Origin of the sequence: Butyrivibrio proteoclasticus B316, assembly GCF_000145035.1 — a bacterium.
GTDB classification, from domain to species: domain Bacteria; phylum Bacillota; class Clostridia; order Lachnospirales; family Lachnospiraceae; genus Butyrivibrio; species Butyrivibrio proteoclasticus.
Genome location: NC_014387.1, coordinates 556892 through 572118, shown reverse-complemented (window position 1 = coordinate 572118; position 15227 = coordinate 556892). Strand labels below are relative to the sequence as shown.

The 15227-nt window shown below is 35.0% G+C and carries 10 protein-coding genes; all 10 read right to left on the bottom strand.

Annotated features, from left to right (window positions below; genetic code table 11):
• Window positions 1-12: 12 nt before the first annotated feature.
• The 10 genes from BPR_RS02285 to BPR_RS02240 all read right to left on the bottom strand — a co-directional run bounded on the left by BPR_RS02285 (window position 13) and on the right by BPR_RS02240 (window position 15226).
• Complete coding sequence (locus BPR_RS02285) at window positions 13-1758, bottom strand: ABC transporter ATP-binding protein (protein WP_013279848.1); 1746 nt, start codon at window positions 1756-1758, stop codon at window positions 13-15.
• A gap of 32 nt (window positions 1759-1790) precedes the next feature.
• On the bottom strand, window positions 1791-2900 hold the full coding sequence (locus tag BPR_RS02280; RefSeq protein WP_013279847.1) for a glycosyltransferase family 4 protein: 1110 nt from the start codon (window positions 2898-2900) through the stop codon (window positions 1791-1793).
• Between the two features lies 1 nt (window position 2901).
• A complete protein-coding gene (locus BPR_RS02275) occupies window positions 2902-4512 on the bottom strand; it encodes an ArnT family glycosyltransferase (protein WP_013279846.1) in 1611 nt (536 codons plus the stop codon).
• A gap of 21 nt (window positions 4513-4533) precedes the next feature.
• Window positions 4534-5871 (bottom strand): hypothetical protein, encoded by a 1338-nt coding sequence (locus BPR_RS02270; protein ID WP_143754250.1) that lies wholly within the window; start codon window positions 5869-5871, stop codon window positions 4534-4536.
• A 629-nt stretch (window positions 5872-6500) separates the two neighbouring features.
• Window positions 6501-8396 (bottom strand): polysaccharide deacetylase family protein, encoded by a 1896-nt coding sequence (locus tag BPR_RS02265; protein ID WP_013279844.1) that lies wholly within the window; start codon window positions 8394-8396, stop codon window positions 6501-6503.
• Between the two features lie 30 nt (window positions 8397-8426).
• On the bottom strand, window positions 8427-9455 hold the full coding sequence (locus BPR_RS19480; RefSeq protein ID WP_052301781.1) for a glycosyltransferase family 2 protein: 1029 nt from the start codon (window positions 9453-9455) through the stop codon (window positions 8427-8429).
• Between the two features lie 17 nt (window positions 9456-9472).
• Window positions 9473-10471 (bottom strand): acyltransferase family protein, encoded by a 999-nt coding sequence (locus BPR_RS02255; RefSeq protein WP_167531137.1) that lies wholly within the window; start codon window positions 10469-10471, stop codon window positions 9473-9475.
• A 36-nt stretch (window positions 10472-10507) separates the two neighbouring features.
• Window positions 10508-11671, bottom strand: a complete 1164-nt coding sequence (locus tag BPR_RS02250) for an alginate O-acetyltransferase AlgX-related protein (RefSeq protein ID WP_167531136.1) — start codon at window positions 11669-11671, stop codon at window positions 10508-10510.
• Between the two features lie 20 nt (window positions 11672-11691).
• Window positions 11692-13593: an asparagine synthase (glutamine-hydrolyzing) gene (asnB, locus tag BPR_RS02245; RefSeq protein WP_013279840.1), complete on the bottom strand. Its 1902-nt coding sequence runs from the start codon at window positions 13591-13593 to the stop codon at window positions 11692-11694.
• Between the two features lie 13 nt (window positions 13594-13606).
• The gene (locus tag BPR_RS02240) at window positions 13607-15226 is read right to left on the bottom strand and encodes a hypothetical protein (protein ID WP_042256388.1); all 1620 of its coding nucleotides are present in this window, start codon (window positions 15224-15226) and stop codon (window positions 13607-13609) included.
• Between the last annotated feature and the right edge of the window lies 1 nt (window position 15227).

The following is a 15227-nucleotide window of genomic DNA, read 5'->3' as shown; positions in this document are numbered from 1 at the left end:
TTAGTTTTCACCTTACTTAAACAAATCCTGTTTGTTTTTCAATTCAATCTTACCATCAGCAACTTCATAAATATAATCACAGTTTCGAATTGTTGAAAGTCTATGTGCTATAATAACCAGCGTTGTCTTACCCTGCAGATAATTAATAGATTCCATAACCGCATTTTCAGTTTCTGTATCCAACGCTGAAGTAGCCTCATCCAGGAAAAGAACTGAAGGCTTAGTGTAAAGAGCTCTGGCAATACCTACTCTCTGTCGCTGTCCACCAGACAACTTAACTCCTCTATCACCTACTACAGTATCAAGACCATCTGGAAGACCCTTCACATAATCCTCAAGTCTTGCTTCTCTTAAAGCTTCCCATATCTTGTCATCATTAGACCTGCTATTATCGAAAGATACATTTGCTCTAATAGTGTCATCTATCAGATAAATATTCTGCGGAATATAACCAACAGCCTTGTGCCAGGAATCTTCATTTTCAAAAATGTCTCTTCCATCAACTGTAACTGTACCTTCATATGGTTTTAATAGTCCCAGCATTATATCTGCAAGAGTTGTTTTTCCTGCTCCAGACTTTCCTACAAAGGCAACAGACTTGTTCTTACCAATGCTAATATTGGCATTTTCAAAAACACTCTTTACACCCTCTGGATATTTAAATGAAACATTATGAACCTCAATAGAATCTTGAAAGTTCATCCTCTCTACAGCCGATTTATCTGCACCACTACCTATCTTAAGTGCCTCAATCTGTCGAAGATCATCATATACCGCATCTACAGATGCTTTTCCATATAATACATTTCCTGTGTATTCCGTGATTCTGTTAAAACTAGGAAGCATCTTCATAGCAGCCAATGCAAACGCCGTGAGTGTTGTGGCAAACTCCATAAGATTAACACCCATCAGCATTCTGATTGAGACTGTCAGAAGTAACGCAGTCATAGCTAGCATCTCAGTAATATATTTAGGTCTATACAAATATAACTTATATCTCTTATTAGCATCAGCATTTTCATCAAAAGATCTGCTGAAGTTATCCAAAAAGAACTTCTCCATTCCAAGAACCTTAAGCTCTTTTATTCCTCCAAAAGACTGTAATATCCACTTATTCATCTCAGCATAAGATAAACGTTCCTGTTCTCCAGCCTCTATCTGCTTCTTTTTATTTATTTTATAGATTATAACAAAAGAAACACCAAAAATAAGGCCAATCAGTATTGTTGTAACCACATCATTGACAAGCAGGAATCCCATCATACATATGCAGGTAAATATTTCTACAACTATGCTAACTACAGCAGAAATAACTGCCATAAAATTCCCGACGTCATTATGAACATTTCTCTGGAGATCTATAGGATTGTGATTAACATGAAATAGATAATCCTGATCAAGATATGTTGTCATAAGCTTATAAGAAAGCTTTTTGCGATTATTATATATAAAATCCAACTGAATCTTATATCGTTGTATCAAATAGAGATTCTTTATCACATAAAGAACAATCAGAAAAACTGAAAAAAGCACGATAAATTTTGTAAGAGTATGCGCATTAAAAACATCTGCAAACAAACTATAATACTTGTTCGTCTCAATAGCAGAAGAATCAAGTATTATATTAACCAATGGAATCAGCGCTGATACGCCTAGCAACTCAAACAATCCTGCTATCAGCGCAAGAACGATATTTACTCCCAACTCCATTTTCTGTTTTCTATTAAAAATATAATTTATTTTCTTTATAACATTCATTACAAACTATCTCCAACAAAACTCCCGTTTTATTACTTTACCAATGCCAACATAGCATTTGCACGAGCTTTCCACGAATACTTCTGTACATCTAATTTGGCCTGCATAGCTCTTTTAGCCGCCGCATCACTATGAAATCTAATATCATCAATACACTTAACCCACTCATTTTCATCATTAGCATTAGCCAAATAGGCATTTGCTTCGCTCAGTACTTCTCTGATTACTGGCAGATCAGAAGCGATAATACATCTACCACTTGCCATATACTCAAACAGCTTAAGCGGAGATGTAAATCTTCCTATGTCTTCTCCCATATTCATCAGCTTGTCCTGATTGGGCAGTATAAGAACGTCCATATCACACATAATGGCAGGAATATCCTTATTATTTACTCTTCCATGAAATATGACATTAGACGGAAATTCATGTCCCGTTTCTTTTATTGCTTCTTCTATTGTTCCACCATAAATTTCAAATATATCATTTTCATCAGCAATAGCTACTCTTCTGACCAATTCTATGCCCTTGCCAACTAATATTTTACCAAAATATCCTATATGTAGGCTATCTTTATTTACTATAAGCTCTTTACCTGCAAATGGCATAAAATCGTCCAAATCTGCACCGTCTGCAAGGACTGTTATTCTATCGTCATTCAAGTCATAGTTCTCAATATAGTAATCTTTAAGTCCCTGAGATATAGTAACAAGATGGAACCTTCTATTATCTACAAACCATTTCCATCTCAGCATTCTATAAAATCTTCCAGTCAAATGCTTGATATCTCCATGAAGGTCAAGAACTGCATCTATTCCTCTTATAACAGCAATCAGTGCTGTAAAAGGGTCTCTAGTCACAATAATATTACATCCATTATTCCTTGCCTTATTCACAGCCTTCATAGCCCATATAATCTGTCCTATCCTACTGTTTCTACCCGGCTTTATCCTATACACAGGAAAATCATTTCTAACTCCATATATTTCACGCATAGTAGCCTCTGCATCTCCTCCATGAACAATAAGAATAAAGTCCTCAGAAATTGATGCAAAGGCATCTGCTATTTTCGCCACATGTATGCTGTTTGTTGAGCCAGATGGAACTGATGCTCTGGCTATATAAGCAACTCTTTTTTTCATTTCAATTGATTAACGGGATATCTGATATATTATACAAATATATATCATACGCTCCTATACTAGCCCCATTCATAATGTCTAATACTGCTGATACATTGTTTACAACCATCTCAAAATCATTAAAGCTAGAATCGCCATTCCAAAATGGTATGCCAAAGACATCCGGATATTCAGCCTCTCCAGTCCAAACGCATAAATTCATATCATCAAGTGTATTTATTAGTTCTGGCTTTTCATATCTGGTAGAATAGGCTACATAATCGTATTCTTCAATTTTATGCATCATTCCACTTTCATCCACAGTTAATATGTCGCTTAAATCCTGGGATGTCATATTACCATCACCTGTGCTTCTGATTCCTCCAGGACAAAAAGCAGAATAATACATTGACTTAGTTTTCTCATTGGATATACCATTTAGCAGACAATAGTCTTCCTGCTGCGCTCTAACATCTTGATTCTTATAATATGCCGATGCACATACCACAGCTGAGGCACTTATTGATTCACTTATAGTAATAACTGTAAATGCAATAGTAATTACTTTGATCAACTTTGAACGCATATTCCACATCCATAGAATTCCAGCAACCATAAGTATAATTTCCGCAAAATACAACTCCAGAGCCCATCTAGGAAATGTTCTATTCATCATACATAGAATCACCACTTTGATAACAGCTAATAAAAGAATTGTATATCTTTTGTCTCTTTCCGCTAATACAACTAATAATCCAATTATTATCAGCGCAATTAAAGCCATCCCTCCGATATGTATATAGCCGTAATTTAAATATGCTCGAAGATTATTCCACCATCCAGCTCCTTGCCCACCATCATATACAGCTACTCCCAAAAAGCCATCAATAATAGCCGTCTTATAATTCAAAACTATGTTTGGTGCTATAGCTACAATTCCGACTAAAAAACTCAACAATGCAATGACTTCTCTGAATAAAAAATCCTTGACCGACTTAGAGTAAAACAAGATTATAAAAGCTACCATACCGTAACATGCCCCGCCATGCCATTTCTCCATTATAGCCATAGAAGATGTCAGCGACATGAGCACAAGATATCTATATAGTCTGGCTTCTGTATATTTGAGCGCTAATAGCATTGTTAATGAGGCAAAAAAAAGTGAAGCAACATCACCTGTATCCTGCTTAGCAAGGCATACCATATGCGGTGATACCGAAAGAAGCAGTGCACTGATTGTCCCTAGTCTGCTTTTTAGTTTATTGCCAATAAGAAAAATCACATATATTGTAACAACTCCTGCAACAGCTGTGATTATCCTACATATCCAGTACTCCTGAACTGAACGATATGATATCTCATGTCCAGAAGCATTAGAATATATCATCAAAACCAACGCTTGTATCTTGGAAAAAGACTGCGCAGGATAATAAAAAGTATCCCAAATAAGCCTTTTGCTTGAAGCCATAGCAATTGCTGGAGCAACCATCCATATTTCATCTGGCTGATATATTGATTCTCTTCCCCAGTCAAATCCTATGAGACGCAAAATAGCACCTATTAACAGACTAACAAACAACACTACAAAATCTATCCTATCCAGTTTATATTCAGATTTTGTTTTCTTACTCACGATCCTATAATCCCTTACATTTTAATCAGCCAAAGCCTTTAACCTAAGTTCAATTTCTCCCTGGTCATTATAACCAACGCCATATATTCGTCCATCTATAATTTCATCAGCAAACAGACTTCCATACATATCCTTAAATTCTTCATTCGTGTTAGCAATATACACATTTGTACACTGGCTCAAAAGCCCTGCCCATTCTTCAACAGTCAAATATCTCTCTTCGCTATCATCTCCAAGCCATTCACCATCAACTGTCATATCACTAAAATAATAATTCTGCATCGTACCTGGAGATACCCTAAAATTAAACCTTGAATAATCAGTTTCTTTTCTCTGATCTATTAAAAAGAATTTACTGAACTGATCAACATACACATAGTTGAGCCCATCAAAATTATAAAAATCATCTTCAGCAAAAATCTGAGTCCATAGTCCTGAAATATTGCCTATAAGCAGCACTACCGCTACCATAAACACAGCGATAATTCTATAAATACTCCTGCTTATATCTGAATATTTCAAATATAAAAACATGAACACTATAAGATACACAACAATATAAGCATATAAGTATCTCTCTGCCTCTTTAGCCCTCGCTGCCTGCCCTGCACTTCTAGCAAAGTAACCAGACATAAAAACAAATGACGCAAAAAGCGCAAATCCTGAATGAACTGATATAACCATTCTCTTATCAAGAACAGTTACTTTATCATTAGTATTCTTTATTAATTCCCATATAAAAACAAGTAAAAAAATAAGTAAAGCGTATGGAACATAAAACCTATACCCAAACCCAAAATTTCTGTTTGGTGCACTAGTTGAAAAAATAACACTTGAAAAATTCTTTACTGCTTCATTTCTTATATCCACTGGCATTATCAGGTATGCTGCAAAAAATACAAAAAAGCCTCCTACAATCAATAATGCACAATACTCACGGAACATTCCTTTTTCTGCAATTCTTTTTAAAATCAGTAATGCTACAGCTAAAACAATTATCCCCACAGGGATCAAGTAAATATGCCTCATTATCATCTGCAAAAGCAGTAAGATAGATCCTTCAAACTTATCTTGCCCGTCATGAGCGCTTACGAATATCTCCCATGGCAATCTTATCGCTATTATACTTGCTATGCATGCAATAGAAAACTTCACTCTATGTAGAGACATTTTCTTATGCCCATCAATTATATCCATTCCTACTAACATAAGCACTGTAATTCCCGCAAGAAACATGCCCGTTGATTTAGTTATGGTCAAAAAGCCAAGAGCAAGACAAACAGCGACATAGTAGTATCTATCTCCATATTCACGAGCTTTATGGTACATACATAGTATATATGCAACAGTAACTCCCATCACAAAGTCACTCTGTAGCACAAAGTATACGTCGCGTTTCAATGTCATAAGAGGCAATAAAACTATAAAGAGCACAACAAAAATATAATGCCATATATTTTTCTTTTCTCTCGATGAAAAAATAGCTAATAGCATCGCCACACAAATCATAGCAACTGCCCAAAACAAAACGCTTTCAGAAAAAACTCTCCAGAATTTCTCTGACAAGTATTCCCACATCATCATTCCAGGGATGTAATCATATCTGTATATCTTACCCACATGATAGAAATCAGAGACATACTTGCCATAGGCCATAAGATCATCCTGTTCAGCCAACATTCTCCCTTTACAAACAAGGCCATAATATATGCCAAGTATAAGATAAGAAACACCTCCAAATGTCAGCATATCCTTGAATGACTGCTTTTTTGACACAAAATATACCGTAAAAATGCAGCTTATAATAGCCAGACCTCCAACTAGTATAGTAGAGTATGCCAAGATGTCTAAAATCCCGCATGAATATGCCAAAAAGGTAGCTATAAACATAGCTACCGGAATTCCCTCTTCAATTCTTTTGTTATATGCCACTGCTATGGCTCCAGCAATCGGCAACACCACTAAAAAGGCCATATTTCTCCTATATTTTATAAAATATCTAGAATATCATCTCTAGTTGCGTCATATCTGCCAATAATCATAGGCTTTGTTCTGGACGCTTTTAAATCCTCTTGTAAAGTAAGTGCAATCGTCTTAAAAAGACTCAGTTTGCTAATTAACTTAATATTTCCAATAGTAACAGCATACGGTGAACCATAAGGAAAAGCAAAATGTACAACCTTTTTACCAGTTATATCCTCCAAATATACATTTGCTTTTCTTACTTCCTGCTCAAGCTTCTTTTTATTACTCTTCCTTGCCATGATATGATTCATTGTATGATTACCTATTGTACAAAGAGTATTTGCAGAAAGTGTCTTCAAATCCTCCTCTGAGAGATATCCGACGTCTCCAATCCTAGAAGGAATCACATATACGCAAAAAGGTATATTGTTATCATTTAAGTATGGCACACAATCAAGTGCACTCTTATATCCATCATCAAATGTAACAATACATTTTTGCTCAAAATTATCCACATTTTCCAGGTCATTAAGTGAAATAAAAGAATACCCCTTTTTCTTATGTGCATCTAATATTTCCTTGAATCTCTCCAGGCTGATAGTAAGTTCTCCACCCATGTCAGAAACATCATGAAACATGAGCACATGCCCATTAGTAAACTGAGGTTTTTGAGAGTTTCTTCTCTCTATTCTGGCATTTACCAGTTCACTCTGTTTATGAGCAATCTTATCTTTAACACGAGTAATCCTTTTTTCAACTTTTGCTAAATAAGATTTTCTATATTCTTCTTTTGAATAGGGTAATAGTCTTTCTTTCCAATGATTATAAAGCTCATAGTGAAGTCTTGTATGATTCTCAACATCACGTTTTAGTTCATAACCATCATATGGCAACTTATATAGAAAGATATCATCTCCGTCAACGCCTTTTATCACATTTTCTTCTATAGGCCTTAGCATAAGTGCATATGATGCTATAAGTTCCAGCTCATCACGCCGTTCAAGCGTCAACACATACTTAAATCCGTTAACTTGTCTATGCTGTGCATTGAGATCAAAACAAATATCATTAGAGTTTATTCCGGCTATAATAGTATTACGTAATACTCTTTCAAAGAACATATCATACTTGATAGCCTTATCCATCGGAGCAAATCTATACTCATAATCTCTATCAGCATATAACAACATTACCTGATGAGCAGTATTCATTGCCGCGCCATGAACTCCTGCTTCAGAATAATTCGTAGAAAGCGATGTGTAAGGAATTACATAATACCTATCAGTATCAACCACATAGCATGCATAGTATCTTCCCCAGGACTGATCTCCAAAGTACTCAATCTGCTCTGGTACATTATAATTAGGCACTACAAATTTCTGATGTTCCATGTACCAAGCCCTGAAACGCTTCCAATGCTCTCTGGTCCAACACTGTCCCCAGGTAATAGAGAACTGTCCAAGATAAGTATCATATTGGTTTTTCTGGGGCAAAAACTGATAATTGGAATAGCCATTCCATGCGTGACTGTACAAAGATATTCCAGCAATAGCATCCTCGTCATGATAATAATCCAGAGCCTTACATACATACTCATAGAATGATCTGGCTACAACTAGGTCATCTTCTAAAATTATCACTGCTCCGAACTCTTCTGTCATATCTCCACATTTTAAAATGTGATCTTTTAGTCCAAGCCGCTTGGGATATGTTCTGATATCCATAATTCCATGGCAAAATCCAATTCTCTTAACCTGCTTAATTATGTCATCTGTCACATCAGATTTATCCAGACTAACAATAAGATGTATATCTTCAGAAGGATAGTATGCTTCATTAACACTCTCAAGAAGTCTTGAAATACAGTCTATTCTATTGTATCCAACCAGAACGATTGCTGGTTTGCTACTATATCCCATATAAAATGATTTTTCCCACTTTCACTTCAATTAGTATCTGACAGTTTTATAATAAATAAATAATAATAATCTGCAATGGTATAAAAATAACGCAAGTCTTATACTTCGTTTTATTCCTCTTTCATAATTAAGAACTTCTCTACATTCATTCCTAATTTGTTCTATCTTGTAAAATTCTCTAAACAACTTGCAAAATGACTTCCAGCCTTTAAAAATAGCCTCTTCTCGCAGCAGTCCTATTATCAGTTCAGTTCTCTGATCTATAATAAAAAACTTTTTTGAATCGGATATTCCATTTTGTTTGTATAGAGATTCTTCCAGATCAATTCTGTTACTTACAGTAACAAATGCATTCTCTCTATAGGAATAAGTAGTACTGCCTGTTCGCTGATAGTAATAATATAATGGCTTATTAATATAATAAATCCACTGGGCATTCATAAATGCATCGAGTGCAAATGCTCCGTCTTCATTAAATCTATATTTCCTATCAAACCTTATCTTATATTCTTCTAAAAACTGCCTTCTATAAATCTTAGTGCCCATACAAGAAACGATATTCATAGGTAATCTCGTATGAAAATTCTCGATCAGTTCTCTACATTCATACAGCCTTTCGTTTAAATCAGCTAGAACCCTGTACTCCTTACCAATATCGCTTAGGCTATAGCAAAAACCAGTCAAAATGAAATCAACATTTTCATAATTATCAAATACTTTTTTGGCAAGTTTTAATGTTGTGTTATCAATACTGTCATCGGCATCCAAAAAAAAGACATACTCTCCATTAGCAATATCCAGTCCCTTATTTCTGGTTGCCTCCACTCCAAGATTAACACGTTTATTACTAGTATCCTCAAGATGACAAGCGACAGTTATATTATCGTATTCACGTTTCAACTGAAGGCATTCTTCATATGTGCCATCAGTTGAACCATCATCAACAAGAATAACTTCAAAGTTTGTGTACTCCTGCTCCTGAAGCTTTTGTACACAATGCCTAACATATTTCTCTACGTTATAGCATGGAATAATTATACTGAACATTCCTTTCTTCAAGCACTTTTCCTCTCCAATTACCTTCCAAATAATAGTCTTCCAAATTCATCATTTCTCACTATTCTAGATATACATAACGGAATAAGTATGCCTGTTACTACTCCAAGTACAATCTCCACTGCAAATACACCAATGTTAATCATATTAATAAAATAAAAATGAAGCAAATATATCTCCATTGTATTACGTCCAACATACTCCGTATATTTTGTAGGAATAAAATGCATTAATATATCTGTCATTGATACTAACATCATTATTCCAAATAACGCATTCAAATATGAAACTCCTCTCCCAGCTATCATTGTCATAACAGATGACAAAATTTGAGTATTACTATTATCTGCCATCACATTTACGCAACCACCTCTTTTCCACATTGATAATAATAGCAACCATATTCCGCCCGAAAAAACAAGCACAATTATCTTGTATGTTATTTTATTAACCTTTGAAACGATTTGGAACTGATTTACATAATATCCAATTATGTAGAAGAAATAGTAATATGATATATTAGCTATCCCCAATGGTAAATGTATCAAATTTAGGACACTCGCCAATGCAACAATAGCCATATCAATCATTACTATTTTTAAAGTAATTACATCACTTTTAACCTTGAAAAAGCTACGAGATAAAGCATAAACTGCGTGGTTAAAAAACAAGCTGATCAAAAACCAATATGTAATTGTTGGATCCCAAAAAACTTCCAACAAATAGTGCAAAAAGCCACTCCAATTACGCTTGAATACCCAAGGAATAATAAGCCACACTACAAATGGAATTATCAATGCCTTGGCCTTTCTGACAATCCATTTTCCCCACTCATTTTGCTTATTGCTTATTGTTATTCCACTAATAAACATAAATAATGGCATATGGAAAGAATAAATCGCTTTATAAATCCAAATTTCATCATAATTATCCGTTGCAAACTGTATCGCATGCCCTACAACAACTAGTATTATTGCAAATCCGCGCAAACAATCTATGAATGAATTTCTTTTCATCATAGACCCATCTCCCATCACTTCTCCAATCTTAGCATTTCAATTATCAAAGCCTGAAAAAAGATATGAAACACTATCATCACTAATTGCGCCCGAATAATATAACATAATGACAACGCTAGGCTTATAAGATTCAATTAATTCAGGCGTAATGCTGGACACATTAACATTATCAACAAAATATACTTCCTTGAATCCCAAAGAAAGATACTGATTAACTGCTTTTCCAAAAGAATCTGTAATTACAAGCAGCTTAACATCATTCTTGGCTTCAAGGTTCACATATTGTCCTAATGTTTTTCCTAATACAAAATCATAAGTATATCTGGATGTGTAGTCTTTAACCTTCAGCGGATCTGTATTGATCATCATTTCCTGCATAGTACCTACATTACCATTTGCATCCTGTAGTCTTGTATTAAAATCTGGCAAAATAAGATCGAAATCATCAATTCCTGCATAATATATTCCAGTCCTCTGGCCATTAGATCCCAAATGCCATTTATTGTACCTTGTAACCGTATAATTGCTGATATCTGATATTCTGCTATCAACATCACAGCCAGTCTTATCCTGAATATAATCCTCTAATACACCATAGGCATAGAATCCTGCCTCTGTAGTCCAATGATGATCTGTCCTATACATCATATCATACTGATCAATGTCATCATCATGCATCTCTTCTCTGAAATCGATAGTATCTATCCCTGCCTCTCGCATACCTGATACCAATCTATCTACATTAGAATTACCATAATCCTCTATTCCCTTTGGCAACTCATCATCATATTTACTACACGTATACGGCGTTGCTGCATAAACAAGTTGTATACCTTTTTCTTGAAGATACTCATTAAATGTTGCTGTATTATCAACACACTCATTTATCTTTTCATCTGAACACTTATCCATAGGTGATAATAAGTAGCCATTATTGAGCTTTATAACTCCATTCATTTCTGGCTGGTTCAATACATTTCTAATGGCACCATTGATATTAACAAACCACATCTTCTTATAAAAAGTGCTGGCTATATTAGTTTCAAACTCATTACCCAGTTCAGGAGTCCACTCATTGTAACTGACTACATCGTTAATATAATAATTTAGTAATTTCCCAAAACTCGGAACACCTAGTCCAAATATAGCTAAACCAAGCACAACTATGTACAGATAATTAGAATGTTTCCTATTTATCACTGTTCCAAAAAATCCTTTTCTTATTCCACATAGCATTTATGCGTTTCTATCCATAAAGCCAATATCAATAGTTCCCACTTTGGCCAACCTTCTGCACCATCTAATACTTGTTGAGCACCATTATAATCTATAACTGAGAACACTTTACCATTTGGATTTCTCAGTAAATCTCCAGTCATAGCGACTATTTCTCTATCCTTAAGCCACTCCCCCATTGGAGGTGAAAAACCATTTTTGACGTTATGCTTAATTTCATCTGTCCACTTATCAGAAAAAGCTTTCCGGAGAATATATTTATCTATATTCCCTTTTACCTTATATTCGAATGGCAACGAGATACAAAAATCAGCAAGTTCATAGTCACAAAAAGGTGTTCTACTCTCAAGAGAAACTGCCATAGTTGTCCTATCTGTCTTGAGGAATCCATTTCCTGGCAAATACCCAACTATATCGTATCTCAATAAATTATCCAATTGATTTCCTGGCAGATACTGATCACTAATAAAATAGCTTTCATCAAATGGTAGTATTCCAAGTTTGCCAAGCATGTCTTCATCCATTATCCTATTACTATTGCGGTAAAAATCTATAATATCAGAGAGATCCAGCTTGGCATTTTTAGCTGCATTGTGCTTCAAAAAATTATCACGCCTTCTTATATCGGTAAGTGAGTCATATCTTCCTTTTTTCTCTAGAGCTTTCATACTCCTATAGTCAAAGTGTTCTATCACATGTAATAAGAATTCTCTCAATCCCAAAGGTATAGCACTCTGCTGATATTTAAGAGCATACGCCATAGTCCTATATGCATAACTGTATCCACCTAGCAGTTCATCACCTGCATCCCCAGTTAGCACTACCTTGACATTATCTCTTGCAGCCTTGGATATCAAGTACGCTGGAACAGTAGCAGGATCAGCTAAGGGTTCATCAAATAAAACATTCATCTTATTGAGCAAATCTGCTATATTATAGTCCCCACTATGTAAAGTGATGTGGTTAGTACCATATTTCTTGGCCATTCCCTCCGCATATTTGGATTCATCCACACCATTTTCAAATGCAAAAGAAATCGTTGTAAGATTAGGCTTATATTCCGATGCTACAGAAACCACTGTGCCGCTATCAAGTCCGCCGCTTAAAAAAGCTCCTAGAGGAACATCTGCAACAAGCTGATTCCTTACTGCCTTATGAAAAAGCCTTGTAAATTCTTCAACTGCCTCTTCCTCTGTTATTAACTTGTTCGTTTGAGGTAAATCCCAATACCTTGATATATTAGCCTCACCCTCCAAATCAAATATCAATTGATGAGCAGGTGGTAAAGCAAATACATTTTTATATATCGTCTTCGTAGGATACACGTACGAACGTTTTAAATATGATCCTAGAACGTTCTTGTCCAATACCGGTTCCACCAGTCCTGTTGCCAGTATTGCCTTTATCTCAGATGCAAATATGAATTCTCCATTTCTTCCGAATGCATAATAAAATGGCTTCTCGCCAAATCTATCTCTTGCGCAGAACAAACGCTGATTAAGATCATCCCAAATTGCAAATGCAAACATTCCAGGGACTTTCTTCATCATATCAGTTCCATATTTTTCATATAGAGCCAACAATACTTCTGTATCACAACTAGTGGAAACTCTATTAGTAAGATCCTCTTTAATTATGATATCTCTATATCCGTATATCTCTCCATTAAAAACAACAGCCGTTTTATTCCTATTATTTAACATTGGCTGCTGACCATTTTTTATATCAATTATGCTTAATCTCACATGGCCAAGTGCACAATTATCAAAATAATACTCACCTTCTTCATCCGGCCCTCTATAGCGAATAGACTCGCGCATATTGTATAATTCATTCTTATATTGTCTAGCACGCTCTTTTATAACAATTCCTGATATGCCACACATATCTAACTCTCTTTCATCGTTTCATATAACAATATCTATAGCAGTATGTCTCTTCCTGCCATTCTATCTCATATCCATTTCGTTCAAACTCTTTGGTTTGGTCAAAGTCCAATCTATTAACTAGCAAAATAGCATCTGGAAGGCTTGGGCAAATTTCATCTATATCCGTATACATCAGTGGCATAATACGAGCGTCTGCAGACAAATTATAGGCTGCCTCATATATTATCTCTGCATCCAGATTATGAATATCCTGTTGAATAGCTACGACATCTTCTATTCCAGACTCCCTAACATGCTGTAATGGTTCCTTGTCCTGAGAAAAAACAAAATCCACTCTCAGTCCACTAACTGAAGAATAAACGATAGACGCAATGATAAATCCAACTATAATCTTAGAATATACTGATTTATTAGTAATGTTAATAAATGCTACCAAAGTACTAGCACTAATCAGCGCAAGAATAGGGTATATGTAGGAGGTGTACCTTGTCTGCACATAGAAATTGAAACATGTAGCAACGACCATAAATAGAGCAAATGAACTTAAAATAACTTTCTCCATCGTTCCAGAAAGAAGTTTTCCTTTGGTTTTAATCATTGTATACACAAAAATGATAACAAATAAAAGGAAAACTGGCCAAAAGCCAAATCCATACTTACCCATATACAAAAATGTATGTGCTAATCGATTAATAAAAGCTATGGGATTCAATGACAAGTAACTATCTAACATCCATATTGCGGGCCCAATAGCAACATCTATTGTTTCTGATGGATCAAACAACATGTCTAAATAATATGAATTCTTGTATATATATATCCCCCCACCACACAACATTGGAAAAAAATACAAAATAAATTTTGTAATATGTCTATGGGATAATAAAGCTATACCATAAATGATTATAAATATTGAGTAAAAAAATAAAGTAAGCTGCGTAGATCTCACGGACAAATACGCGCTCAATAGTGCCATTGCCTCAAACAACAATCGTTTGAACCAGTCTTCTGTTTGTAAATCCCACATAATTACATGAAAGCCTACGAACAGCATTAAGAGCATAGTAGAAAAGCTATAGAATCTTACATATGTAGCCATAGATACTGCCATCCCACTAAATCCATACATTACTATAGCTAATAACGCTTTATTATCATCTCTGAATATCTTCTTTACAGCATTCCATAGTACAAATTGTGATACAAGAAATGAGCCTATATTAAGCCACACTCCCGGCCATTTTGAAACTTGTCTTGGCGAAAAGACTGCTTCTAAAGCATTTAAAAGTACAAAATATGGATCTTTAAGAAATGTTTTTGCTAAGAATGGCAACTTAACAAAAAAAACCGACTCTCTTCTATCTACGAACAGAGTGTACTGAACATAACCTGCGCCAAGCCACTGATTGATACTATACTCTTTGTCATCGTTAATATAATGATTTCCATATTCTGTATCAGTAATATAGTGAGTTTTCTCAAAACTATAAAAAGTATCCCAGTATAAGCTACCTTGCCTAGATACCCAAACTAAAACTAATAGAACCTGCACAAAAACAACAAAAACACCTATCTTCTGTTGTTGTGAAATATCTATTTTATTATCATGTGCAAATAACCTATCTATCATC